This window comes from uncultured Mobiluncus sp. (assembly GCF_947254095.1).
Lineage (GTDB): Bacteria > Actinomycetota > Actinomycetes > Actinomycetales > Actinomycetaceae > Mobiluncus.
On record NZ_CAMYBV010000014.1, the window covers coordinates 22,148 to 49,123 of the forward strand.

18 protein-coding genes and 1 tRNA gene are annotated in these 26,976 nt (G+C 55.7%); 7 read left to right on the forward strand and 12 right to left on the reverse strand.

Annotated features, from left to right (window positions below; genetic code table 11):
- Positions 1-98: 98 nt before the first annotated feature.
- Positions 99-1,334 carry a DUF6688 family protein gene (locus Q0X47_RS06095; RefSeq protein ID WP_297723914.1) on the reverse strand — a complete coding sequence of 412 codons (1,236 nt, stop codon included), beginning with the start codon at positions 1,332-1,334 and terminating at the stop codon, positions 99-101.
- Positions 1,335-1,841: 507 nt separating this feature from the next.
- Between Q0X47_RS06095 and Q0X47_RS06100 the strand changes: the two genes are divergently transcribed.
- The gene (locus Q0X47_RS06100; protein WP_297723916.1) at positions 1,842-2,123 is read left to right on the forward strand and encodes a type II toxin-antitoxin system ParD family antitoxin; all 282 of its coding nucleotides are present in this window, start codon (positions 1,842-1,844) and stop codon (positions 2,121-2,123) included.
- 108 nt (positions 2,124-2,231) lie between these two features.
- Here the strand turns inward: Q0X47_RS06100 and Q0X47_RS06105 are convergent, their stop codons facing one another.
- The 6 genes from Q0X47_RS06105 to Q0X47_RS06130 form a co-directional block, all read right to left on the reverse strand.
- Complete coding sequence (locus Q0X47_RS06105) at positions 2,232-2,411, reverse strand: hypothetical protein (RefSeq protein ID WP_297723918.1); 180 nt, start codon at positions 2,409-2,411, stop codon at positions 2,232-2,234.
- 65 nt (positions 2,412-2,476) lie between these two features.
- Positions 2,477-2,641: a FitA-like ribbon-helix-helix domain-containing protein gene (locus Q0X47_RS06110; RefSeq protein ID WP_297723920.1), complete on the reverse strand. Its 165-nt coding sequence runs from the start codon at positions 2,639-2,641 to the stop codon at positions 2,477-2,479.
- 50 nt (positions 2,642-2,691) lie between these two features.
- Complete coding sequence (locus Q0X47_RS06115; RefSeq protein WP_297723922.1) at positions 2,692-3,996, reverse strand: hypothetical protein; 1,305 nt, start codon at positions 3,994-3,996, stop codon at positions 2,692-2,694.
- Between the two features lie 12 nt (positions 3,997-4,008).
- Positions 4,009-5,163 (reverse strand): hypothetical protein, encoded by a 1,155-nt coding sequence (locus tag Q0X47_RS06120; protein WP_297723924.1) that lies wholly within the window; start codon positions 5,161-5,163, stop codon positions 4,009-4,011.
- Positions 5,164-5,271: 108 nt separating this feature from the next.
- Positions 5,272-7,029: a cell wall-binding repeat-containing protein gene (locus Q0X47_RS06125; RefSeq protein ID WP_297723958.1), complete on the reverse strand. Its 1,758-nt coding sequence runs from the start codon at positions 7,027-7,029 to the stop codon at positions 5,272-5,274.
- 966 nt (positions 7,030-7,995) lie between these two features.
- Positions 7,996-8,069: transfer RNA gene (locus Q0X47_RS06130), tRNA-Pro, on the reverse strand.
- 178 nt (positions 8,070-8,247) lie between these two features.
- Between Q0X47_RS06130 and Q0X47_RS06135 the strand changes: the two genes are divergently transcribed.
- Positions 8,248-8,796 (forward strand): low molecular weight protein-tyrosine-phosphatase, encoded by a 549-nt coding sequence (locus Q0X47_RS06135; protein WP_297723926.1) that lies wholly within the window; start codon positions 8,248-8,250, stop codon positions 8,794-8,796.
- Between the two features lie 179 nt (positions 8,797-8,975).
- Here Q0X47_RS06135 and Q0X47_RS06140 read toward each other — a convergent pair whose 3' ends face one another.
- Positions 8,976-10,226, reverse strand: a complete 1,251-nt coding sequence (locus Q0X47_RS06140; RefSeq protein WP_297723928.1) for an SPFH domain-containing protein — start codon at positions 10,224-10,226, stop codon at positions 8,976-8,978.
- Positions 10,227-10,512: 286 nt separating this feature from the next.
- On the opposite strand from Q0X47_RS06140, the gene Q0X47_RS06145 reads away from it, so the two are divergent.
- From Q0X47_RS06145 to Q0X47_RS06165, 5 genes are all read left to right on the forward strand, one after another.
- The gene (locus Q0X47_RS06145; protein WP_297723930.1) at positions 10,513-11,577 is read left to right on the forward strand and encodes a DUF4428 domain-containing protein; all 1,065 of its coding nucleotides are present in this window, start codon (positions 10,513-10,515) and stop codon (positions 11,575-11,577) included.
- Between the two features lie 644 nt (positions 11,578-12,221).
- A complete protein-coding gene (locus Q0X47_RS06150; protein WP_297723932.1) occupies positions 12,222-18,053 on the forward strand; it encodes a thrombospondin type 3 repeat-containing protein in 5,832 nt (1,943 codons plus the stop codon).
- Positions 18,054-18,544: 491 nt separating this feature from the next.
- Complete coding sequence (locus Q0X47_RS06155) at positions 18,545-22,474, forward strand: putative Ig domain-containing protein (protein ID WP_297723933.1); 3,930 nt, start codon at positions 18,545-18,547, stop codon at positions 22,472-22,474.
- Positions 22,475-22,709: 235 nt separating this feature from the next.
- Positions 22,710-23,762, forward strand: a complete 1,053-nt coding sequence (locus Q0X47_RS06160) for a uroporphyrinogen decarboxylase family protein (RefSeq protein WP_297723935.1) — start codon at positions 22,710-22,712, stop codon at positions 23,760-23,762.
- Positions 23,763-23,990: 228 nt separating this feature from the next.
- Positions 23,991-24,413 carry an Hsp20/alpha crystallin family protein gene (locus Q0X47_RS06165; RefSeq protein ID WP_295027891.1) on the forward strand — a complete coding sequence of 141 codons (423 nt, stop codon included), beginning with the start codon at positions 23,991-23,993 and terminating at the stop codon, positions 24,411-24,413.
- A 129-nt stretch (positions 24,414-24,542) separates the two neighbouring features.
- Here the strand turns inward: Q0X47_RS06165 and Q0X47_RS06170 are convergent, their stop codons facing one another.
- The 4 genes from Q0X47_RS06170 to Q0X47_RS06185 form a co-directional block, all read right to left on the reverse strand.
- Positions 24,543-24,899, reverse strand: coding sequence for a hypothetical protein (locus tag Q0X47_RS06170; protein ID WP_297723938.1), 357 nt, complete (start codon positions 24,897-24,899; stop codon positions 24,543-24,545).
- 10 nt (positions 24,900-24,909) lie between these two features.
- Complete coding sequence (locus tag Q0X47_RS06175) at positions 24,910-25,296, reverse strand: hypothetical protein (RefSeq protein ID WP_297723940.1); 387 nt, start codon at positions 25,294-25,296, stop codon at positions 24,910-24,912.
- 136 nt (positions 25,297-25,432) lie between these two features.
- A complete protein-coding gene (locus Q0X47_RS06180; protein ID WP_295027885.1) occupies positions 25,433-25,660 on the reverse strand; it encodes a HypC/HybG/HupF family hydrogenase formation chaperone in 228 nt (75 codons plus the stop codon).
- A gap of 62 nt (positions 25,661-25,722) precedes the next feature.
- A complete protein-coding gene (locus Q0X47_RS06185) occupies positions 25,723-26,976 on the reverse strand; it encodes a reducing hydrogenase subunit alpha (protein WP_297723942.1) in 1,254 nt (417 codons plus the stop codon).

Genomic DNA, 26,976 nt, shown 5'->3' on the forward strand with positions numbered 1-26,976 from the left:
GCTGAACCAACAGGAAGATCATAGAAAGCCAGTAACCGAAACCTGGCTCAATCCGTGCTTGGGTCACGAAACACGGGCGTTAAAAGTGTACGGCTCCGTTAGGCCGTGTACTGGAGGGCTATGCGATCTTCCGGATGACGATCATTCAGATAGAGGACGGCCAGGAAGAACCACTCCGCTGGTTTCATCAAAAACCACACAGCATCAGCCGCCCACTGCGATCTGATCAGCTTGGCAATCGGGAAGCCATACGTGTCATATAAGCGCCGAATAACCCGATGGGTTCTGGGCACACGCTCTTCCAGCATCTGCTCAAACGCATTTGCCACAAGCAACTGGCGATTGACAACTACCGGCCGTCCATGACGTAATCCCATGCGAATCGGCTTTACCACCGTTCGGTGTCCGCCAGCCGCCACGGTGCAAAGGTAGTGTTCGTCAAAATACACGTTTTGCGGGGCAACCTGCTGTGACAGGTTCCAATCACTGGTCTCTGTAAACGCCCTCACCACTAAGCTCGGCGATTGGCCAAACAAAGCTAGAATCCCGACCAGCACGGCAAGTAGCGGGAGCGTCGCTACAAACCCCAGAAGGGGCCAGCGTTTCGCATCAGCCACCATTGCATCCAGTTTGCTCAATATAGAGGAGCCATCAATGCGGCCTCGTCTGTCTTCATCAGCTTCGTAGGCTCGAACTTGGATTGCAACTATTTTCACCACAATCGCAAGCACAGCCAGCAAAGGTAGAACTAACAGCGCGTCTAGGCCCTTTTCAAAGGTTGTGATCTGAATAGTCCACGCCAGGCCGAACGCGACACCCAAATAGAGCCCCGCAATCGCAATCACAACTACGAGGGGCGGCAACTGCTTGGCCTCGTTGAAGCGCAAAATGAGGAACCCGAATACGAACAGTAACGAGATGAACAGCACGTGTGGCCATGCCCGCGTGTAAATCGGCGCATGAGTTTGATAGTTTACCAGTTGAACGTGCCAGTCCGCAGTAGGCACAACCTCTTTGAAGAACCCTAGGTATCCGAACTCATAAACTGCTGAGACGCACAGGGTCCAAACGTCCAGACCCGCATCGAGAACCGGCAGATCCTTACCACTCCCCGCTTTGGCCGCACGGATTATTTGGCTGACAGTCAGCGCTACTGGGTAACCGGCCGCGAGCGCGACGAGGGCTCCTCCAACCAGAATCTGCCCGAGAATCTGACTTGCGCCTGAAGGAGGTTGGGATACGAGGTAGGCAATCGCTCCGGTGATTCCGATCAACAGAGCCAAAACGATTCGCGAAAAAGAGGGGTGCTTGCTGGCGTAGCGGTACAGCTTCACTTGTCCTCCTCTCCTACAAAACACGATACACGCGTTTTCTAGACCCTTGAACTAGCGCAGGACTTTACCGGCCATATAGTGCTTAGCTCCGTTGATGTCGCACACGCAACGGGCGCGACTCCAAATAGCTCGAAGTCGCGCCCAGTATATGCGCGTGGTTAGCGAATATTGTCGATTACTACTATAAGTCGCCCTAGAACGAGTGGAGCCCCGCGGGTTAGCCCTCTAGCCAAGCGATCTACGAGCATACGCACCGCCCGATCCTTAAACTCCTACGAATACCACTTGGCGATACCCAAATCCTCTCAAAACAGGTAGGAACAAAACCCAGGATGCTTCAGGTTGTCGGTGGCAGTTGAAAATGGTGCGTTTTTGGCTGTTGATTTGGGTTTTTGTTGCAGGGGTTTGTGCGTGTTGCGCCGTGGGGGTACGCGGGGGGTACGCGGTTTTGAATGTGACGAAAACGCTTTCTTGATATGATTGAATCATACTGAAGGAGGGGTTGCGGTGCGTACTACCAAACAACTGAGTATCACCTTGCCAAACAGCATGGCTGAGGCTTTACGACAACGCGTCGATTCCGGGGAATACGCCAGCGAGAGCGAGGTTATCCGAGACGGACTGCGCGCCTTGTTCGCCCGCGATGCGGCAGTGGAGCAGTGGCTACGTACTGAGGTGGTAGAAGCCTACGACGAATTGAGAGCCAATCCCGACCAAGCCATCACATCTGCGGAATTGAGAAAACAATTAAAAGAGGCCAGAGAACAGAAAATGGCCGCCGCGCAATGAACGCGGTTGTGTATTCTCCACAGGCACAAAGACAGCTCGCTGACATATGGTCCTGGGTTGAGACGAGGTCAGGATTTCCGGAACGCGCCGAGGCATTTGTCGATTCCATCATCGAGTTTTTGCGACAATCTTGCTGATAATCCGCAAGTAGGTATCCAGCGAAATGACCTCAGGCCAGGACTGAGAGTAGTTGGATTCCGCAGACGAGTCAATGTCGCTTTTGCTGTAGTCGCCCGAAGGGTTGAAATTCTCGGCGTTTACTACGGCGGACAGGATTTCGAGAGTCAACTTCGTGGTGGAATGTCGAGTTCTACGCCACCCACGGATTGACCCAGTTCCAGCATGTGCTCTGGTCAGCTTTCATTCTGTGGTGGGGTGGGGGTCGGAAGTGGTTTACGCACAGTGTCATGGATAATCGCACGGACTTCTGCGGACATAGAGCGTCCATTGCTCGCCGCGCGAATGCGCAACAGGCGTTTGTCTTCTTCATTCAAATCTCGCACTGTGAGCATTGTCATTATCGCACCCCCCTTGAATGCAACGACTGCATTGCATACAAAATTATACCTCAGCCAGTGACAAAAAATGGGTTGGGGTGTCTGGCGGGGTGCTGAGAAACAAATTGAAAAAGCCTGTTCAATCCAGTGTTCTCACCCTCCTTGATAGGAGTCTGCGAAGGTCCCCAAAGATGGAACTTGATACGGAAAGGCACCGGCTCCGATGAAGTATGCGCATTGCCGTCCGAATCTCGCCAGTTAAACTCACGCTGAGGCCAAGTAGCCGGCACAGCAGGGTCGTTAGACTTCGCGGTAACGTGACCAGTGTCGTGGAAAGGAGTGCCTGGCTCGATAACCTTAGACGAAATGTCAGAGGAAAACTCCAAGGAAACGTCTGTAGTAGGAGGAATGTTGGGTACATCGCCACGATTGTCGGTGGAGAGGTTCTTTAGGCGACCAGAAAGCAAATTCTGGTAATGGCGACCCTTAGACAAGGGGTACTGCTCCAACAAAGTGTTGTCAGGAACATTAGAAATCTCAACCTTATAAGACCATGGACCCGTACCCGTGCGCACAAACCCGATAGGAGTATCTGGGTGATAATGCTCGTTATACGGCATTTCCCATACCTTGGGTTTACCTGGGGCGCTAACTGCCATGTCGCCTGTTAAAGTTATTTTTACCACGGGAGGGTGTGTAGTCATACCGACCCAAGGAATCCAGTAAACCCCAGGTTTATCACCTATAACACCAGGGGCGGAAAGAGAAGCCATTTGTCCAACAACACCTTTATCTTTACCTCCATCCCAATTAAGAGTGGGTTTATTTATTCTCAAAGTCTGAGTACCCCAAAGCCTAGCACTATGTACAACACCTGTATCAACAAAATTTTTTACCTGCCCACCTTGAGCATACCGCCAAGGAGTTCCGGTAAGTACAGAAATCGCTTGTTTAATTGCTAAACCACGATAGGGGTCATTAGCAGGCGGGTCATAACCAAAAGCGGCAATCGCGTACCCAATTTGCTTAATAATGTTGGGGTCGGTAATAGTCTTGGGGGCTGTCCCGTCTGGTTCTAAGTAAATAGAGTTAGTTGGAGCTGGTGCTGTGTAAGGAACAGCTGAGGGGCTAGAACCATTACCAGGACCAGGTCGGTGGTCCATAAGAGAACAATACGCTGCACCTATCGACCAATCGGTGGAACGGTAAGTAGTCCCATGCCAACCAACACGCATCTTAGGGGTCATCATAACGTTACCGGCATTAGCCGTGGACTGGTTATTGACAATAGCTACGCTCGCAATCAAAGCAGATGATAGGGCGACAGATAATGCAATAATAAGAGCAATGAGTTTCTTAGAAATCGTTTGTGTCATTGTTAATACCCCTTATCCAAACACGGTCACTGGGATAGACAGTTTAGCTAACATGGAACGTACCCAGTCAGCATCGGTCTTAGTGCAGTTACCAAATATGTCTGAGCCACAGAAAAGCAAAGTAGCTTTACCGTCAGACGCAATCTGCAACAGACCTGTATTAACCCAGCCATCACGCATCAATGAATAATTATCAAAACCTACTGAACCCTCAGCAGTATGCGGAAGGTCTAGGGTAAACCCAGTTAACGAGTCAACACCTTTTACGAACAGGTCAGAATTGGAGAAAATTCCGCCCTCTTTCATGGACAGTACTTGAGATTCTTCAAAGTGTTGCGGCGAACCTACTGTAACGAACGAATCCACCTTGGAAAGCGGTTCTTTGAAAGACGCGTCTTTCAAAGTCGAGTTATAAAGCAGGACAGGCTTACCCGAAACAGCGGTCGCTTCCATCAAACTCGCCAAATCATTACCCTTAACCAGGTAAGAACTGGTAAAACCTTGCGGATAGGCGTGCTTAGCCACGTACAAAGCGGTCTGATACCGAGTCAGACCCTTCAAAGGAATCGCTGAAAGGGCTTGCACCGACTTGTAATTGCAGGCAGCACCCACGCAATACAGGTTAATAGCTGAACTGGTATACGAATTAGCTGGGATAGTACCATCAGAATTCATCTGGATAATCGGGCTACCCTTGATGTTCGCCTGGGTAAGCATAGTATCTACCGCAGCAGACGTAAGATACACATCCCCAGTAGGTTGCTTACCGTGATAGATAGCATCGTTTACACTAACAGTGTCCGCAGCTACCTGACCCGTAACCTTGGCTGCCGAAAATTTGGCAGTCTTTGGAGATGTCGCAATCACCTGCCGCAATGGCTCGACTTGCTGCCACTGAGGATTCTTAGAATCCACTATCAGCTTGACGCCATCTTGAAAACTACCTACCGCAGCTGACTTAGCTACCTCCGAACGGTCAACTAAGTAAACTTTGGAATATCCTGGCATTATCGAGTGAGCCACATCAAAAGTGTCACTGCCTAAATGCTTAACGGTAGCAGTACCCCGTGGGGTATCCGTGGTGTTAGCTAGCGCAGGAGACGCCCCCGCTAAACCAGCTAACGACAACAATAACGTAGCCGAAGCCACGTACTTTAAATAACTCATACATTTACTCCTATCTTGAACACTGTGATGAGCAAACAAGTAAAAAAGCAAATAAAACTCCCCTATCAACCCGAATAGGGAGATAGGGGAGTTTTACGGTATGAAATTTTAGTGGTAAACGGTCACGCGAGTCATATCCAAAGAACCGCAAGAAATCATTACATCACCCTCTCCGACCATAACCCCGTTAGTATCAGGACGGAACCATGGACCATGTGTAGCAACAGCGGAAGCACCGCATGCAAAAGACTTACCCGAACGACCGGCTTTCTCTACCCAAGCCCAATGCCCTTTAGAAGAATTCAAAAATTGATAAGCGACAACATCTGCTATATCTTTAATGCTGGCAATATATTCTTGTTTACCTGTAATAGTAGTGAAATTACCCGCAGACGTACTCATAGAAGCTATGATACCTTCATAAACACCCGAACCTCTATAAGAGGGCATGATTTGAGTAATAGTTTCTTTAGAAAGACCTGAGAAATGATGAATACAATTATAAGAACCCTGTCCCAAATCTCGACATCCCTGCTCATCACGAGGCATACCCGAAGCCCATTCCCGATACTGAGCAATAAGCTCAGGGTTACGGTCAAGGTTCAAACGATACTCAGGTAAACGTCTCTGAATAGCATTCTCCAAAGCTACTTCAAACTCATCAATATGCGCCTGAATGTACAAGGCACTCTGTTGAGGTGTCATACCACACAACTCACCTTGACAATTGTCGTTGGTCTTAGTGCCGTTATCATCTTGAAATTTCCAGTTCTTGTTGAAAATGACTGTAGCTACCCTATAGTCATCACTAGAAACAAGGTTCGTGCCAAATAGGATAATCCCTTTACTTTGGAAAAAGTCAACCACAGCATTGTCCTGAATATCACGAGGAGCACCGTAAAACGCTGCTACGCTAGCCCAATCATAGACTTCCGTGTATTCATTGAAATTCCAGCCCTGGAATGCTCCAGTACCGGCGAAAAGCGGGTTGATTTTGCCTGCCCAAGGTAAGCCGAGACCGTTGGTAGGTTTGGGTTGAGGTTTTAGGGTAAGGACGTTATCGGGTAACGCTCCAGGTCCGCCTAGGAAAGTGACGTGGGCGAGGTTCAAAGCGTTGATACGGTCATTACCATGCCCAGAGGGGTGTACCAAAAGAATCGGGGCGTCAGTCAAAGTGCCGCCGACCACGGCGTCAATAAAGTTATCCGAACGCCCCACATACGCCCTTGTGAAACCGTTAGGGAAAGCCCGCTTCGCTAACAGTTCAGCCGTCTCGAAACGGTCTTTACCCTGCACACGTTCCTTAGCAGACACATAGTTACAGGCTGCACCGATACAAACCCGTGCCATGTCAGCGGGAAGACCCGCCACGCTAGGGACACGCCCGTCAGGGTAAGCCAAAACGATTGGCGCATCAGTCAAAGCGCCGGAAGCAACCGCGTCTACCCCATCAGGGGCAGCCACATACAAGTGATACAACGACTTACCATTGAAAGCCCGTCCGGCAATCAAAGCCGAAGTTTCCTGACGGTCTTTCCCGCCCATAACCCACGCCTGGGCGCCTGGAGTCTTATAAGCATTGATAGTAGAAGCCGGAAAGGCTTTGCCCAAGAAAATGATTTCTTTAGGGGAATACCCCTGGAGGGCTTGCATGGTGCGGGGGTTTACCTGACCGAGAGGGGACAACAAGACCGGACCATCGGTAAGCTGACCCGCCACCAAAGCATCTACAGGCAAGTCACCACGGGCGATATAAACCGTGTCCTGATGACCCGTAAAAGTACGAGCCGCTATCTGCACCGCCGTATCATAACGGTCGATACCGCCGATGCGATCCGTCTTCGGGGCGGCTTGCGCCAACCCCACACCCGTACCCGCCAAAGCCAGACAAGATACTACTGCGACAAATTTACGATTCATGAAAGTGGGCTTTCTACTTGGATTGTATGCAAAGGTGCCTCAACTACACCGACAAGGAAACCTTCGATATCGGGTCCATTCTCTCACGTACACCGGCGTTTTAGGCCGTTACGGCAATAAAACATGGGGGCGATGCCCCCCGCTGCCAGGGCTTGCTGCGCTTTCTCCCGATTCGGGGTTCGCCATCCCCTGTCGGGCTTCGTCTCCCGCCTCACGCTTGTGCCCTGCTGAGCACCGAAAGGCTCACTGGCTAAATGTCCACAAGATGCGAGAAAGCTCAAATTCAGAGACAGCGTCGGTGATATCGAATGGCACCTCATGAAACCGGCAAAACGACCAGCGCTATCTCGGCAAAGTACTGGGTAACAGCTCGGCAAAACGACCGATAAGTTTCCGGCAAAACGACCGATAGGTTCTCGGCAAAACGACTAATAGGCTGATAAAACCCCGGTATGCTCACGAAAATTTCTGACGCTCCCGAGGACTATCTACCCCGGTATCGCCGCTGCCCTGACGGCATCGTGATCGTCCCCCTCGCCTTGCTGGGGTAACGCTAAGCTACCTGCATACAAGTACGAATGATTAACCGCCGGGGTTCGCTCCGCTCACACCCTGTCGGGGTATTCGCAATCGCTACGCGATTGCATGCCCCTTAGCCGGGGCTTTCTGTACTCTCGTCGGGGTTCGCTCCGCTCACACCCTGTCGGGGTATTCGCAATCGCTGCGCGATTGCATGCCCCTTAGCCGAAGCGGCAAATACCTTCCGGTTTTGTTTTGCCGCGGACTGCGTCCGCGGCTACGTTGCGCGGCCCAGCTCACTTACGCAAGCAAGCTTGCGACGCGGCTGTGTCGCGCAACTAGCCCGCTTCGCGGGCAAAACAAAACCGGTCAAGGTGCTTACCTTGACCGGAGTCGGGGTGGCGGGATTTGAACCCGCGGCCTCTTCGTCCCGAACGAAGCACGCTACCAAGCTGCGCCACACCCCGTGCGTTTTGCAACCCCTCAATTATACAGATGAACCGAAATATCAGAAATCGCGACCGGTCCGAAAATCCGCGTCGCGCCATGAGTCCCACCAGAAACTGCCATGCACTGGCAAGCATCGCCCAGGTGGCGCAGTCGCCCCTAGAGTGCCACGTTCGCGGCTTTCGATACAATCGACCCGTGAATATCCTCGTCGTTTGTACCGGCAACATCTGTCGCTCCCCGATGGCTGAAATCGTCCTGCGCGAAACCGCCGCCAGAGAAGGGCTTGACCTGCGCGTATATTCAGCAGGAACCTCAGACGAAGAGCACGGTCACGGTCTGGACCGGCGTGCGGCAAAAGTCCTTCGCGAAGCCGGCTATACCCTGCCCACCAGCCACTTCGCCCACCGCGCCACCCCTGCGGAACTACGCGAGGCCGACCTTGTGCTAGCAATGACCACAGGTCACGCCCGCATTCTGCGGCGCATGATGGTCTCCGCCGGGGTCAGCGCCGACAAACTGCACCTGTGGCGGGAGTTCGACGGCACCGTGCCTTTCGGCTCCATCAGCGATTATCTGCAAACGTCGCCAGGGTATTCCGACCAGTATTCTTCCGGAGGTCACGCGGACGTGCCCGACCCCTGGTATGGCAACCAGGACGGGTTCTATCGCACTTTGGCGGTCGTGGAGTCCGGTGTTCAGGGCCTGTTGCGTTGGCACAAGGCCGGAGGGGCAGAAGCTCGGTAGGGCTCGGCTTGCCGGTCTCACGCTGTTACGGAAACGCTCTTTTGAGCTAACGGCGGATGCCGTTAGCTCAATGCGTGTTTTCTGTTTGGTGTTCGACCGGCGCAATGTCCACTGGACATTGCTTTTATGCCGGTCTCACGCTGTTACGGAAACGCTCTTTTGGGTTGAGGGTTCCACCCTCAACCCAATGCGTTTCCGCAATTTGCACAAAACTTTGGTTTCGGGTCGGGGAGTTTTGCCCCGCAGTTCGAGCAAAAGCCTCCGGCGCCCCCAGCCGGGGCCGCCGGCTGCGGTTTACCGCAGTTAGAACAGAACTTGCCGGTGTTTTGCGTCCCACAATCGCAAGCCCAAGCCGCGCCGGCCGCACCCGCAGCACCCGCCGCCCCGGCCTGCTGAGCCTGCTGCGCCGCCTGCTGCTGCGCCGCCTGCTGCTGCTGCATCTGCGCCTGGTTCGAAGCGGAAGCCGCCCCCATGAAACCGCCGCCGGCCTGCATTCCCAAGCCGACACCCATCATGGCCATACCCGCGCCCGCCGGATTCGACCCGGCGTTCTCGATACCGCGCGCCACGGAGCCTTGCACAAACCCCTCGCGAATCGTGGGATCTTGGAGCATCGCGCCCTGATTGCGCATATCAATCATCTTGCGCGACTGTTCGTCGTAAGAAATCGAAGCAATACCAACGGCCTGAACCTCGATACCGCGCTGTTGCAGCCACTCGGCGTCCAAAGCGTCGCGCATATACTTCGACAGCTCGCTCATCTTGGAGGTGACCTGGGAAATGCGGATTCCGTCCACGCTCATCTGGTTGATGGAAACCTGCAACGCCTCCAGGAACTCGTTTTGGTACTGTTCCTTGATGTCGTCGATGTGTACGAGCGTGGCATCACGCGGAATTGCCTCGGCATAGAACTTCAGCGGGTCGACGATACGAATGGAATAGGTGCCGTGTGCGCGCAGGAACAGCTCGGCGTTATAGAAGTTGTCAAAGTATTGCACCGGGTTAGGAGTGCCGAACTTGATGCCCTTAATCTCTTGCAGATTGACGTAAAAGGCCTGTTGTGCCCCGGAAGGAGTGCCGCCGAACTTGAAACGATTCCACGTCTCTTTCAGCGCATCGCCCAAGCTCCCGGTAAACAGCGACGGCGCCGAACCGGAATTAAACGTGTACGCGCCCGGCTCGGTGGAAAAGTCCACAATCTTGCCCGAATCAGTAACCAGCAAGGCTTGACGGTCATAAACCAGCAGCTTAGAGCCGTCAGTGATGATGTCCTCGGAGCCGCGCTTGTTAGACCCGCGCCCGCCTTGGCGCATCTGGACGCCCTTGGTAAAGACGATACCTTCCCCCATGTCTTGAGCGGCGATGGCATCCACCCACTGATCCGCAAGTGTTCCGCCGATAGCGCCTGCTGCCGCCTGAATCAAGCCCATGTTTTCCTCCTAATGTCGGTGTTTTCAACAGTCCGCTCAGGTCGCCTCGCTGACAACCCGGCTGATTCGTCTCCAGCTTTCACTAAAAATCTAGACGATTTAACACCCAAAAGGGTGAAAACTCAGCCGGTTTCGTGTCGACCGGGCATTTTTCAGGAGGGGTCTGAGCGGTCACAAGGGCGGTGCGTCCGGGTTTTCACCCATTTGGGTGTTCGTTTTGGGCGGTGGCGCTGAAAACATAGGGGTGGAGAATCCCGCAGTGGGAGTCAATACCAAGGAGGAAATCATGGGTTTATTTGATGCGAAAGAATGCGCGCTGTGTTCTCAAAAGGCCGGAATGCTCACCAAACAAAAGCTACAAGACGGCTTCCTGTGCGGGGATTGCAAGAAAAAACTATCCGACCTGTCCTCGGGGTGGAAGCAACGCACTGTTGCGGACGTGAACGAACACCTGGCGTTACGCGAGGCAAACAAAGAACGTGCCGCCCAGTTCCAAGTCACCCGCTCGATTGGGACCGGCGGTTGCCTGGAACTTGACGACACCCACGGCTGGTTCCGGTTTAAGATTGGGCGCGACTACCAGCAGGGCAACGCCCAAGTATTTGCCTTTAACGAACTGGGTAATTTCTATGCGGAAATTCATTACGATTCTTTCGCGGACGATGAGGACAACGACGGTATCCCCGACCAGTATGATCGCGATTCTCGGGGTTCGCTCCGCAGCGGCATGGGAATGATGGGGACGATGGGTGGCGAACTGAACTCCCAATCAGCCAATATGTTCGTCAACGGTTCGGGAATGGCTCAGTATTTCCGTTCCATCGGCGATCAAATGAACGATGCGGGAATGCCTTCCGAAGTCACGGACATCACCATGGTGGTGGGCACCACCAACCGGTTCTGGCCCGAAGTACGGTTGCGCGGTTCGTTCTTTGGGGTGGGTAACGATATGCAAAAGTTGCAAGAAGCTCAGCAGACTATTCAGGCCCTCGCCCAGCTCCGCGCCGGTGCTGGCGGCATGGGGGCTCCGATGGGCCAGCCGATTGGGACGATGCAGCCGGGTATGCAGCCGGGCATGATGGGTCAGCCGGGCATGGCTCCTATGGCTGGGGGCATGATGGCCGGGGGCATGGGTATGCCCCAACCAGGTATGGCGCAGCCGGGTATGCAGCCCGGGATGCCTGGCGCTATGCCGATGCCCCAGCCCCAGATGGGGGCAGTTCCCCCGCAGGGCATGGGTGCCCAGATGGGCGGGGCACCAGCTCAGGGCGCACACCCGACAAACTGCCCCGCCTGTAATGCCCCGGTAGACGGGCAATTCTGCGGCAGTTGTGGCACCAAAGTTTATTGAAAACCTCAAACTGGGCGCCAGCCCATTGAAATTCCAGATGCGCAGCGAACCTATGGAGTGAGGTTCGTGCCAGCGGGGGCCTCCACGTGGAGGCCCCCGTTAGTTTACGCTCGACAAACTCCGGGCCAGACATTTCCCTTTACGTAGCGGGGAATGTGGTTGCCGCACTCCACGGCTTTGCTGCGGTTTTGTTTTGGCATAAGTCCGGGTGGTGAGGTTGCCAGAGTGTCTCTCCTTGCGTAGCCGGACACGCCGAAATGGGGCGAGTACTCAGCTTTTTACTCAGCCTTTACTCATAGACAATCGGCGTTAGCATGAATCCTGTGAGACATTCAGCATTTATTCATAAATAATTTCAGCATTTCTAAATCTATTATCTGGATTAACTCAGGTTAGATATTATTTGTCACCTGAAATGTTTTCTCCATAGAGAGTATGTTAGGACAATTGCACTTTGTCTAAATGCCGACTCTTCCGCGCTATTTCAATGTTCTATACCAATGATTTAAATTTTCTCAAAAAAGGCATTCAGTTTCTTGAAAATAACAAATACCATATAAGCAAAGCGATTTTCAATCTGTCGCCTATTTAACACGGAGGTTATAAAAATGGGTCGTTCAGCTACGAGAAGTGTTACCCGCGGGGTGACACACACAAAGAAGGGCGTATCCGTATTTAGTGCGGTCGCTCTCGGTCTGGGTGCAGTAGTAGCACTCAACATGGCTGCTCAAGCCGATTACACCAAACCAGGTACTACCGTTGCTACCGCCATCAATGCCGATGCTATTGAAGGCAATGGTCCGTGGCCCCTAAAGAGTTGGGGTGGCATAGAAGGTACCTCTGGCACCACGGATAGTGTGGGCGGGGCGCGTGTTTCTGGCTATGCGGTGATTATGGACAAGTCCACCAATGCGGTGAACAATGGTGGAAACACCGCCGTCCCTGCTGGAACCAAGATTTATATGCGGTGGCAGGACACGGATGGTCAAGTCTCACCCATTTACTACGCCACCACTCACAACAATTACACCAGTGCCGCCGACGGCGCTTATGCTTTCAGCGTGCCCAAGTGGACTGACTCTGCGGGCAAAGATCACGTAATGCTTCCGGGTGCGGCGAGGCGACCCAAGATTAAGGTGTGGTTTGAACCTTTCAATGACCCGATTACTGGCGAACAGGTCGTCCTGGTTCGTGATGCCAGCGCCGGTCCTCGTGGTAACCCGCGGGTGATGGGTGACTATGACAAGAAAACGCCCGTTACGGGGGCGGGTGCGCAATATGTGGATTTGCAGTACTTCAGCAACGTGACCCTGTTCGGCTACCAGATGCCTGCCGAATATATGATTGCTCCTCTGGAGCGGCAAACGGTCAGCCACACGCCTTATAAGGAACGGGGTAAGTTCAGGGATTACATTCAAGGCCGGGTCTGGCTGGAAATGCAAGGTTCTCCGGTAGGTTCTGGACCAGACTATGACGGGAAGGACACCCTTGCTGTTGGCTACAAGGTCGTTTTCTCCGTGCTGACCCCGGAATGCGCCATCAAAGCTGAACAGAGTGTTAAGGAAGCCGGCTCGGACAACATTGCGCGGGTGAAAGCCGCGAAAGAATTGGTTACCGCAAATCCGAGCTGTATCCAGGAAACTACCACCGCCACGGTAGACAAAGACGGATACTATGTCGCCCAGTTCTCCAAGGATACTTTCACGAAGAAGAAGGTAGTGGTAGACGGCAAGACATACCTACTTAGTGACGCGCAGCGCAACTTTGTCTATGGCTACGTGACCGATCCGCAGGGTTCCGTCATGCCGGCGTACTCTGCGTTTACCGACAATGCGTGGAATGCCCCGAACGAGTTTGCCGCTGCGATTCCAACAGCTTCGCCGGCCTTCAACCTCACTCACTGGTACAACACTCATTTCGCGGTCACACCGTACTACAACGTGGGTATCAATCTGGACAAGTACGTGGCGAATAAGGTCGGAGAAACCGTGACTGCTTTCGCTACCGGTAAGTCTGTCCACCCTGGCGGCTCCAAAGTCGTGTGGACTGATCCCGCCGGTAAAGTAGTTAAAACTTGTGACGGCGTGGAACCCGGTTCCGGCAGCTGTGCCATGGAAGTTCCTGCTGATGCGGTTGACGGCACCGCCTACACCGCATCGCTGTACTTGGGCGACACGTTGATGGCGATGGACTCTTTTGAGTTCGTAGAGCCCGAAAAGGTCGCGCCGAGCTTCACCGCAGAGGCGCCGGAAATTAAGGGAGTCATTAATGAGCTCATTGCGGAAAAGGTCGTTCCTCTCAATAACCCTGATGGTTTCAAAGTCGCTTGCACCGCTACGGGCTTAGCCAAGGGGCTGCAAATTTTCTATAACGCGGACAAGGGTGGCTGTGTCATCTCGGGCGTGCCTGAGGAACTGAAAGACGTCGACAGCACTTATACCGTCAGCGCCACTTGGCTGGATAAGGCAGGTAAAGACACCACTGTCACGGCTGAGGGCAAGATTAACATCACCAAACCCGGTGATGACGATAAAGACGGTGTCAACAACCACGATGACAAGTGCCCTGACACCCCGAAAGGTGCGACAGTAGACGCTGATGGGTGCGCTATTGCGCCTACCATCAACGATCCGCAGGGCAAGGGATTCGCGGTAACCGGTATTAAAGGTCAACCCATCACGCCAGTGATTATTCCCGTGAATAATACCGGCAATCTGACCATCACCAGCTGTGAAGCGGATACCTACATCGGTGGGGACACCCTTCCGACTGAAACCACAAAGACCAGCGAACCCACCAGTGCCGGCAAAGAACCTGCGGGCAGTACTGCGTCCAGCGAGTCTGCTGAATCCAATGCCGAACCAAACTCGACCACGACCCAGAGCGCACCCGAACCTGCCCCGGCGGTAGAACCCGTGACTCCGGCGTCCGGTCAAGGTGTGGGCGTGTTCGCTGAACCTAAGGAAAGCACAGTTGCTGGACTGCCGAAGGGCTTAAAGGTGGAATGGGATCAGGCTCAAAGCGCCTGCGTTATCTCCGGAACCACCGATGTGGCGCTGGACACCCCCATCAATGCCACCGTCTATGTCAAGTACAACGCGGACAAGCGTGCTGACGCGACCCCAGGCACTTCTGAAGAAGAACTTAAGGTCGACGGGACCGTGTTTATTCACGACCCGGGCCTGGACGACGACGACAACGATGGTGTGTTGAACAAGGACGATGCCTGCGCGGATACCCCTAAGGACACTGCGGTGGACGAAAAGGGTTGTGCCAAGGCTCCGGTGGTCACCAAGGTTCCGCTGATTGAGGGGACGGTAGACAAGGAAATTACTCCGATTACTGTTCCGGTGGCCAACGACGGCAACAACACCATCGTCTCGTGTGAGGCTACCGGTCTGGTGGCTGGTCTGACGATTGCTTGGGACGAAACCGCCAAGGCGTGCGTGATTTCCGGTACTCCGACCGAACCGACCGCGGGAACCGACCCGGTGGAAGTCAATGTCAGCGTGAAGTATGACTCCCCGGATAACAAGGCGTCTGAACCGAAAGACAGCGCCTCAACCTCCGGTCAGCAAATCGTCAAGTATGGCGATACGGACGGCGATGGCACGCCTGACAATGTGGACAAGTGTACGGGGACTCCTACCGGAGCCAAAGTCAACCCCGATACGGGTTGTACCGTCGCTCCCGAAGTCGGTTCTTTCCCGAAGGTAGTTGGCACTGTGGGTGAAGAAATCGACCCGGTCAAGGTTCCGGTGGCTAACCCCGGTCAGGCAACCGATTTGGTTTGCCACGCCACGGGCTTGGCGGCAGGGCTAAAGATTGATTACGTGGCGTCAGAACACGCCTGCGTCATCTCAGGCACCCCCACCACGAAAGCTACGGGCAAGGTCGAAGTGACCGTAACCTATAACCCGGTCGATGACGGTACTAATGACAGCAAGGTCACTAATCCGGTCAAGGGAGAAATCGCCATTGTGCCTCCCCAGCCCGGTGACGAGGACGGCGACGGCGTAACTGATGACATTGATAAGTGCCCCGGCACCCCCCAAGGCACCTTGGTCTATCCGGCAGACAGCACCGACCCGAATAAACAGCCGGGCTGTGAGGTCATTCCGGATCCGATTACACCGGCAGAACCTTCCACACCGACAGAACCCCCGGCACCTAAAGACAGTGACGGTGACGGTGTAAACGATGACAACGATGCTTGCCCGGGTACGCCAGCCGGTACCAAGGTTGACGCGAAGGGCTGCGCCGTAGCTCCGACCGTGGGAGCCGTCCCCGCCATTGAAGGCAAAACTGATCAGGCTATTACTCCTGTGGTGATTCCGGTGGATAACCCGAACCACACCCAGTTTGCCTGCTCTGCCACCGGTTTGGCGCAGGGGCTGAGCATCGCGGTGTCTGCCGATGGCAAGTCTTGTGAAATCACCGGTACACCTACCGATCCGATTAGCGGGAAAGTCACCGTGACGGTGACCTATGAGCCCGTCGATAACGGCTCGACCGGCAGCGATTCTCAGGACGGCACCATTAACATCACGAAGCCGGCTCCCTCAGATGACGATGGAGATGGCTACAACAATGATGTGGATAAGTGTGCGGGAACTCCCGCTGGCGCCACGGTCGACAATAAGGGTTGTTCCGTAGCCCCGGTTATCTCCGGTGTTGCCGATATTACTGGTGAGGTTGGTAAACCTATCAGCGATGTCACCGTGAAGGTAGAAAATCCGGGTAAGGCTGTCCTGAAGAACTGCAAAGCCAAAGGTCTGCCGGCAGGACTAGGGGTGGCGTGGAATGCTGAGCACACGGCGTGCGTCATCTCCGGTACGCCTACCGAAAAGGTTGACGGCAAGTACACCGTAGGCGTGGCTTACAACCCGGTTGACGACGGCAAGAAGGGCGACTTGTACGCCTCTGGTGAAGCCAAGGTCACCATCAGCGATAAAGATGACGACAACGATGGCATTCCCAATAGCAAGGATAAGTGTGCCAACACTCCTGCTAAAGCCAAGGTCGGCGCAGATGGCTGTACCGTGAAACCTCGGGTGGATACGGTTCCTAATGTGAATGGTGAAATTGACAAACCTATCCAGGACGTTGTGGTTCCCATCAGTAATGAGGGCCAAAACAAGATTCTGGAGTGCAAGGCTGCGGGCTTGCCTAACGGTTTGAAGATTGCGCTGAACGCAGAGGGCACGGCGTGCGTCATCTCGGGTACCCCCACGGAGGAAACCTCCAACAAGGTTACTGTTGAGGTCGTCTATGACCCGGTTGATGACGGCAGCGACATTACCGGTACCGTCAAGGGTGAGGGCGACGTGAGCATTGTTGACTCCGATAAGGATAAGGACGGTGTGGACGACAGTGTCGACCAGTGCCGCAACACTCCGGCAGGGGCTAAGGTCGATAAGCAAACCGGCTGCTCGGTAGCTCCGCGCTTGGGAGATACTCCCGCTATTACCGGCAAGGTTGGCGAACCGATTACGGGAATCACCGTATCGGTGACTAACGACGGCAAGGCTGCTCTGGGTCAGTGCCAGGCAACCGGCCTGCCGAAGGGCGTGACCGTCAAGTGGAACGATGTCAACAACAAGACAGCCTGTGTCATCTCCGGTACTCCGACTGAGGAAGCGGGCGGGGAATACGCCGTCACCGTGACCTACAACGCGGTTGATGACGGCAAGAAGGAATACAAGCAGGCTCCGGCGGCAAAGAACACCATCAATATCGCGAAACCTGAACCGAAGGATAGCGATGGCGACGGCGTCAACGATGACCTCGACAAGTGCCCCAGCACTCCTGGAGGTACGAAAGTTGACCAGAATGGCTGCTCTGTGAAGCCGAGCATTCCTGCCGACCTGCCGGAAATCAAGGGTCAGGTGAATCAGGAAATCGACCCGGTGGTCATTACCGTCACCAACGATGGCGGAGCGGAAATCCAGTCCTGCAAAGCTAAGGGCTTGCCCAAGGGCTTGACCATCGCCTACGACCCGATGAAGAAGGCGTGCGTCATCTCCGGCACTCCCACCGAGCCGACCGAAAAGGTGGATTACACCGTGACCGTAACCTATGACCCGCAGGACGACGGCAAGAACGAGCCGGCGACCGTGGAGGGCAAGGGTAGCGCGACCATCAAACCGGCACCGCGACCGGGCGGCTTTGGCGGAAGCATCGGCTCCATCGACCCGGGTGACCGACTGCCTGACCCTGACAGCCCTGTGGTTGCCGGAGTCACGGAAAAGCCCAAGGCGGGTGTTGCCCAGCCCGGTAGGCCCCCGGTGGCGGGTGTGAACGAAGCGCCGCGCACGATTGCTCCGCTGACGGTGACGAGTCAGCCGCGTCTGCCGCAGGCTCTGGCGCGTACCGGTGCGATTGCAATCCCGGTGATCCTTGGGGTGGCGCTGGTAATGGTTGCCGGTGGTTTGATGTTCGTTCGTCAAAGCCGCCGCGAGGAAAAGAAACACTGAGTATTCTCAGGGCTGATTCGGGATTTCCCTCTCAGGCGTTTGCTGCGGAGGGAACCCCCGACCCCCGGGTTTGACCAGGAGTATTAACTGAATATGTCCCCGGTTCGCCGCGTTTGTGGCGGGCCGGGGACTTTGATTTTTAGGGTGCGGTAGGGGACCGCCCTGGTTTGGCTGGGGTTTCGCTTTTCGGGGTCACAAGCGCGGTGGTGGGGTTTGCTGGTGCACAAGCCCTTTGTGGGGGCGCGGCCGGAACTCTCAGGGGATTTTCAGGTGAGAAACGAATTTTCCAGTATCTTTACAGGTTTGTATATACAAATAAAGCCATTATAGCACGGTTTAAATCTAGTTTACCAGGGTGAATGCGGGGTAAGGTAACACTTATCAAATCCTGTTTTTATTCTGAGTAATAGCTGGAGTAATATCGTATCAGGGATAACGTTTTCCGAGTTCATGTTCCTACAGGAAGGCAAGATAGTATACGTAAAGCAAAAATGACGAAAGCCGCACTCGCCTATGTTGGCGCAGCTGCTTTGGCTTTCTCGACTCTGGTTGCCGGCACCGCCGGCGCATATGCGGACAATCCGGGGCCAATCAGTGGGGCTATCGAGAGCACCACGGACGCTTCTGCCGGCCACACCATCTCCGGTTGGGTTTACAACCAGAAGGTCGGCAACATCGTAGCCGACGGCGACGTACCGAATCTTGCGGATCGAAATGTCGTCGCCAAGACCAAGAACTACACCGATCCCCACGCGATTCGCGTGCCGATGCCGGGTGTGAGGGTCTACGGTCAGTGGATGGAAGGAGATGGCAGTCTTTCTCCCATCTACACCACCACCACCGGCACGGACGGCAGTTTCCACATGGGAATGAAGGAATTCACCAAAGCTAATGGTGAAATCGCTAAGTTTGACGCTAAGCCACATGCTGGAAAGGATCACGAAAAGTACCGCGTGTGGACCATCAACCCGGACAGCGGAAAGTACCAGCTGCTGTGGTCTTGGGGACATAACAATTTTGCCCCGATTGAGCCGGGTATGGATGCGGCCGGACACGCTCGGGTTCTCGACACGAAGGTATTTAACCTACGCTTCGTTTACGCCGAACGCTTCGATTCCTCCCAGCTTCACCTCGCCGACCAGCGCGACAACGGCAAAGCCCTGAATTCTGGCAACGTGAAAGGCCGTGTCTTTTGGAATCTTTTCTTCAACGGCGGCGGCGAATGGCGGGATCTCGCCCAGTATGGTTACCATTACGAGAGCTACGAGGACATTCCCATTATGGGCGTCAAGGTGACCGGCTCCTACCTGAGCGATTACGCCGTGCAGCAAATCACCGCGAAGTACCAAACGGTGGGGAAGACCCCTCGGAAGGGGAAATGGACCCCGGCGGACGAAGCCGAGATGCAGGCTTGGATCCAAGAGAAAATCGCCAGTGAAGGCGCGGACAAGTGGATTGCAGAAACTGCCACCACGACCACGCGCGGCGACGGCACCTATGCTTTGCAATTCCGCGGCACCTGGGGCAACCCCGACTACAGCAAAGACAATAAATGCAAGCCCGCTCAAAAGGCTTTGCTGCATACCGTGGCCGCTTCTGCCGCTGACGGGAAGTTTGGTGCCGGGTGCGACCATAAACACATCAATGATGATTGGGTGTTTGTCTCCATCGATAACCACGACGGAATTGTCCAGACTTCTCCGTACTACCGCCCGTTCTTCAAGAGCGATCCCAGCACCTACTGGACAGAAAAGTGGGCTCTTAATAAGCACAAAAATGGTTTGCAAGAAGTCAACTTTGCCTTGTACCCCGGCCAGATCGTATTCGATGTGACCCCGTATAATGACACCGATAACCTGGCTAAGCGCGGCGATACGGCTGAAACCACCACTTCTGGTTTGCCCGGTGCCTGGAATGCCAGCACCCGCTACCAAATCGAGTGGACAACAGGCAACCAGGTTGTCAAGACCTGCCTGTCTGAACTTCCGGACAGCACGGGCAATCTGAGTTCCTGCCCCTTCACTGTTCCAGACGATTTGGCGGAAAAGACCGTTTACGTCGCTAACCTCTACGGGTTTAGCGCCGATGGCAGAGCCCGCCAGGGAACGCCTTTGCGGGTGGATTCCTTCACCGCTCTTCCCGAGACGAAGGATGCCGACGGTGACGGTGTGCCTGATGACAAGGACAAGTGCGCCGATACCCCGGCTAATTCTGTCGTGGACGAGGATGGCTGCACCTTGGCGCAGCGTTACAAGCCGAACTACACCGACACTCGGGCTAAAGTTGGCCAGGCCGCTACCTCAGAGCCTCCCACGTTTGACGACGTGACAACCTCGCAGGTAGAACACAAGCCGTACAACGGACTGGGCAAGGACGGCAAGGCTTCCGCAACGGACTTCGAACCTGAGGATGGTACAGCTGCCCCGAACGGTGCCATCACCTTCATTCCCACTGCGGAAGGCACAAATATAGTGCAGGTCACCGTCACCTACAGCGATAAGAGCAGTGCGAAAACCCCCGCGAAATTCATCGCTACCGATGGCGACAAAGACGGCGACGGCGTGAAGGATAGCAAGGACAAGTGCCCGAACACCCCGAATGGATACCTGGGCAAGGTGACCGAAGACGGTTGTGCCATCCCCACTGTGAGCGACTTCGCAGTGCGCGGCACTGTGGGCAAGGTCATCAACCCTGTTCAGATTGCCATCGTTGACCCGGACAATATTGTTACGGACTGCACCTCGACGGATCTGCCCCTGCGCTTGACTGCCAAGTGGGAAGACAATAAGTGCGTGGTAAGCACCGCCACTGTTCCCGACAGTGCTTTCAGCCAGGACGACCTGAAGGTTGATGTTGCGTACAAAGGCGGTTCCGCCACCAGCAATGGCAGCGTCGTTATCTCTGACAAACCCGATAGCGATGGAGACGGCGTGCCCGATCCCGAGGATCCGAACAATCCCGGCAACGGTGAGGACCACTGCCAGGACACCCCGGCTGGCGCTTATGTTGACAACAACGGTTGCTCCGTAGTCCCGACCGTCGGTCCGGCCCCGAACATCAATGGCACAGTAAACGAGCCCATCACCCCGGTGGTGGTGAAGGTTACCAACCTCGGCAAGGCCAATATCACCTGCGAATCCAATGATTTGCCGGCGGGCTTGACCGTTGCCTATGACGAAGCGAAGGGTGGGTGCGTGATTTCAGGCACCCCGACCGTGAAGGTTCCGGCTGGCACCACCTACACCGTGACTGTCAACTACACCCCGCAGGATCAAAATAATCCGGCTGGCTCTTTCGACAGGACCGGTAATGTCACCATCAAGGGTAAGGATTCTGACGGCGACGGAGTGGACGATCCAATCAACCCGAACAACCCCGGCAACGGTGAGGATCGCTGCCAGGGCACCCCGGCTGGCGCCAAGGTTGACGAAAACGGCTGCTCCGTAGCCCCGGCCGTCGGGACTGTCCCGGACGTGGATGGAACGAAAGGCCAGCCCATCACCCCGATAGAGGTGCCGATTGCTAACCCCGGCAAGACCACCAACCTGGTGTGCCACGCGGAGGGGCTGGCTGCTGGTTTGACCATCAAGTTGAACAAGGAAGGCACGGCTTGCGTCATCTCGGGAACCCCGACTGAGTCCAAGACCGGCGAGGTTACGGTCACCCTAACCTACACCGATCCGACCGATCCGAACACGCCGAAGACCGCTGATCCCGGCACTGGCAACCAGTACATCAAGGACAACGTCCCCACTGTGGGTAATGTCCCGGATGTGGTTGGAGAAACCGGGAAGCCTATCGCTCCCGTCGAAGTTCCGGTGAGCAACCCCGGCAAGACCACCAACCTGGTGTGCCACGCGGAGGGTCTGGCTGCTGGTTTGACCATCAAGTTGAACAAGGAAGGCACGGCTTGCGTCATCTCGGGAACCCCGACTGAGTCAAAGACCGGAGAAGTGAAGGTCACCCTAACCTACACCGATCCGACCGACCCGGATAATCCGAAGACGACGAAACCTTCGACCGGCAAGATCACCATCACCACGCCCGGCGGCACCACCGGCCCGACCGGCCCGGTCGGCCCGCAGGGACCGACTGGCCCGACTGGCCCGACTGGCCCCCAGGGTCCCGCTGGTCCTGCTGGTCCTGGTGGGACCACTCCGACCCCCCCGGTGGCTGGTGTCCAGGAGCATCCGCAGCCTGCCCCGAATGCAAACGGTGGCGAGCAAGCTCCGCAGCCCCCGGTAGCCGGAGTAACCGAGACACCGTCCCTGGTTCCGGGTACTCCGTCTCAGCCAAAGATGCCTAGCTCCTTGGCTCGCACGGGCGTGAACTCGGTACCCTCCAGCATCGCTTTTGCGGTTCTGCTGTTGGGATTGGGCGCGTGGTTCAGCCTGCGCAGTCGCAAGCTCGACCAGGAGTAATCAGCTGAACATAACTGCATAAACCGAGAGACTGGCTCTCTGCGGTAGAACCATTGGCGGGAACCTCCAGTGAGGCTCCCGCCAATGGTTTTTAATCGCGTGACTATCCCCATCAAACAGAGTCAGCATTTTAGGGTATAAATTCTCGATTATGAGCGTGGAATTTGGCCCGGAGAGCTACACTTAATCACAAAGAGGGGGAAAAACGACCGTGGAAAGTGACCAGGAACACCTTGTGAACGAGACAGAAGCAGCTCACACGGCGGCAACAATCGATGCCCCTATCCGCCAGGCTTACCGCGGAAAACGTCCTGCTTCCACCCCGGTGTGGTTCTTGGGGCAGTCCGTGTTTCAGCACCCTGACAATTGGCAGGATTTGAGCGGACGCGAACAGGTGGATTATTGTCTGCTCCCTGAAATTGGGGTCAACACCGCGCTGACCCCGGTGCAGCAATTCGATGTTGACGCCGCCCTGTGCACTTCTGACGTGCTGTTTCCCTTGCGGCTGGTAGGTTTTGACCTGGCGCGCCAGATTGATCCCAACGGCGAGCCCCTGCGGCCCCTGCGCTCCACTATGGACGTGGATCGAGTTCTGGCTCTGCCCGACCCCGATTGGTCGCGGATCGAGGCTGTCAGCCGGGCACAACGCAGCGAGCTCGCGCCGGAAAAGGTTCTCATCGCCATCGCCGGAGCGCCTTTCGTACTGTCGTCGTTGCTGGTGGAAGGCTCCGCCAACGCCCCGCAAAACCTGCAGACCCGCATCTTCATGCAGTCCCAGCCCCGCAACTGGGAGCGGTTGATGGGCTGGACTTCGAGCCTGGTGCGGAATTTCCTGGCTGCACAAGTGCGGGGGGGAGCCGAAGTCATCCAGATGGTCGATCCGTGGGTGCGCACGCTGACCGAGGGGGAGTATGCGTGCCTAGCGGAATCTTACGCGCGAGAAATTTTCGATGAGTTTGACGATGACATCACCAGGATTTCTTGCAGCCTCGGCGCTGAACATTTGCTGTCATCGGTCGTCCCTTACGTTGATGTGCTGGGTATCGGCGAGGAGCTGACCCTAGCGGAGGCGGCCAGAATCGCGCCGGGCAAAGTCCTGCAGGGTAACCTCGACCCGGACCTTATTTTGCTCGGTGGTGATGAGGTGCGGGACGCAGCGCGTCAGGTGCTGGAATCCGGGTTGAGTGCGCCTGCTCATGTTTTCAACGTGGCGGGCCGGTTGGATCCAGAATCGGATCCCGCCGAGGTTCACCGGCTGGTCGATTTCATCCACGACTACCGGTTTTAACGGTTTTGCGGCGGCCCTTGCCGGATTTTCCCTCAGCTTAATTTATACCTTCTACCAGCACATACGTGTCAAAAAATACAAAGTTGAGCCTAGGCGTATCAAGTTTAGCTGGCACTCTGGGAATAAGAGTGCTAATCTGGTTGTTGTACTGAATGGAACCGGAAAAACCGGAACCGCAGCCGAAAACTGAAAACGAGAAACTGAAAAACTAACTGGAGGATACAAATCATGGCTACTTATCGTGACCCGTTTGCTGAAATCGATCGCATGTTCAACACCGCGATGCACTCGCCGGCGACCCCGGCGATGCCCTTGGATCTATACCGGGAGGGTGACAAGTTCGTCGCCCGCGTGGATCTGCCCGGAGTGGACCCCGCGACTATTGACATCGACGTCGAGGACCGCACCTTGACTATCTCTGCCCAGCGCAAACCCACCGAGGGTGAGGACCTGCACTGGTTGAACCGCGAGCGTCCCGCCGGGACCTTTGCTCGCCAGCTGACCTTGGGATACGGCTTGGCAGTCGATCGGATTGCCGCCTCGTATGAAGGAGGGGTCCTGACCGTGACTATTCCGGTCGCCGAAGAGAACAAGCCGCGCAAGATTCAAGTCGCGGTGGGCGGCGACGCTGACAAGGTCATCGAAAACTAGCGGCGGCGCGGGCACAGCACCACAACGCTGGTGGAAACCCCGACCCCGCCCTTGTGACAAAAAATCTCCCCGGTCAAAGTGCTTGACCGGGGAGAATGTCGAATTTGTGGAAAGTCTCTCTAGTGAAAACTAGCCGACAGAAACCGAATCCGCAACTTCTGCGGGGGTTTCCGTAGTGACCGGGGCATCCAGCGGGGGACGCACGCCACGCGGATCCTTGACAATCAAGTAAACCGCCCAAATCATGCCGCCCAAGGCCACCACAAACAGGCCCAAGTAGGCATCATTGAGCATATCGAGAGGCTCGGGGTTGAACACCTCAACACCGTCTGCGATGTATTCAGAAATCAAGTCCACAATCCACATCAGGGAAGCGCCCCAGTACATCCAGCACAGCAGGTCTACCCGCATTTTGGATTGCGGAGCGTGGGAATACCACCACGCGGTCGAGGCAATGGCGGCAAAGAGAGTAATTAATAGGGTCATGTCTGGCTCCTTACGCTTTCGGGTTCATCTCGGAGACGCTGCGGCGCTCGGTGGCGCGAATGACCGCGAGTCCGACTGCCCATACGACCGTCACCAGCACTGCCATTCCGACTCCGACAGTGCTCATCTCAAAGAGCATTTGTCGCGCATCGTCAGGGTTGGCGGCCGCCGTGAGGAAGGGGAAATACGGCACGACTTCGCCATGCCAGAAGTGTTCAAACATCAACAGCACAGCCCCGCCCCACAGCAGGTTCGTCAGCCAGTTCAGTTTGCGAACCAAAACCAGGGTACGGGCGGATTTTTCCGAGGCTTCGCCAGTCGCGGCCTTGTGAGCGAGATGCTTTTTCACAGCCGTCACCGCGACAGCTTCAGCGGTGGGAACAAGAAAACATGCCATTATGAGTCCTTTTCAATATGAGGATAAAACCTAGCATTCATTCTAGCGTGTCTCGCAGGTTTGATAAAAAATCGGAACATATTGCACCGGCACATGAACCACTCAGCGGAAAATATCGGTGAACTGGGGGAAGACGCTAGGAAATCATGCCCAGTTCCCGCCAGGTGTCCAGGGATTCCTGAGCTTCCTCAGCGGTCAGCAGGTTCATCGCGAACCCGTTTTGAATCAGGACATAATCACCCACCCGCGCTTCGGGAACGTAGGCCATGCAGGCGTCTTGCACTTGACCAGCCACGTCGATCCGTCCCATCGGCATCACGCCGGGGGTAATCGACAAAATCTGGCAGGGCACTCCTACGCACATGACTGGATCCTTTCCGCCGGGGGACGCGAATCGGTAGCCGAACCGCTCCCGCTCTCCCTATTCTAGACGTTTTCGACTTTCAGTCCCATCTGGCCGGCAGGGGCAGAACTGATGGGTAGGCAGGGGTCGGCTTCGCGAATGGATTGTTCCCAAGCGCCGGCCTGTTGTGCCTGGTCTAGGGCATAAGCCTGGGTCAGCAGTTGCGCCAGCCAGGGTTCGTTTTGAGCGGTGGGGGTGAGGATACGGGCCGTTTGAATCGTGCTGTCGGCTCCGATGGTATAGGTATGGGCAAGGATGCCGCGCGGTCCGTCCACCAGTCCGGTCCCGCTACCGGGAGTGAACTGCACGGTCGTCGGGTCCACGAGTTCTCTCAGGTCAGAGCTTTCCACGAGTTGAGTGAGCTGCTGGGTCAAGGCTTCGGTCCGTTCCAAGACATGCAAAGTAATGATGGCCCGCGCCCCGGCAGCGTCGCGTGCGCCAGCCAGCCACCGCGCTTGTGCCGCCGCCGCCCGCGGGGTGGGCAAAGTACCGATGGAAAGCTGGGCGACCGGACCGACCCGGTATCGCCCGTTCTCAGGTCCGTCAGCTCGCAAGTATGGCCGCGGGGCGGGGGAGCCCGGAATTTCCTCCGTGACCCGCTCATTCCACCGCGAAAAATCAAACTCGTCCACCGTGCTGGTACCCCGCACCACTCTGACCTTGGTCCCGAACACGTCAGGGTTACCGTCAGCGTCAATGAGAGCCACGTCCGCTCCGGTAAAGTCGCCGGTCCCAGCCGCTTCGGGGGAGGATGCTAAAGCCGCATCGCACAGGGCTGCGGCAGCGTCCCGTGCGGTGGCGAGGTCTGCGGACAGGTCGCACAAGGCCGGGGTAGTGGGCCACACGCTGACCCCGCCGGGTACTGCCGTCGCCGGAAAATGACCCGGCGAACCGGCCGCGACCAGCATCTTTTTCGACACCCGTTTCAGCGTCACCCCGGCGTCACGGTCCTGCATTAAAAACCGCAGCGAATGGGCCTCCACAATCGACCCGTAGTGCAGCAGTCGGCGGGTGAGCTGCGCCGCGGGAGCAATCGGAGGCAAACCGCTCAAGACGTCCAGCGCCCGGGTCCCGGCCAGGTGATGCGCCACCGGGCAAATCCCGCACAGATGCTCGGTTATTTTCAGGGCTGCGAGCGCGGTCTGGCTCTCCAACATGGCGTCCACCCGCGGCAAACCCTGCAGGTCAAAGCGGGCGTGGGGGTGGCCGGAAGAATCGTGGGTGACGACGATGCGTCCCTCCATCGGGTCGATGATTTCGTCAAGATTGATTTTCAT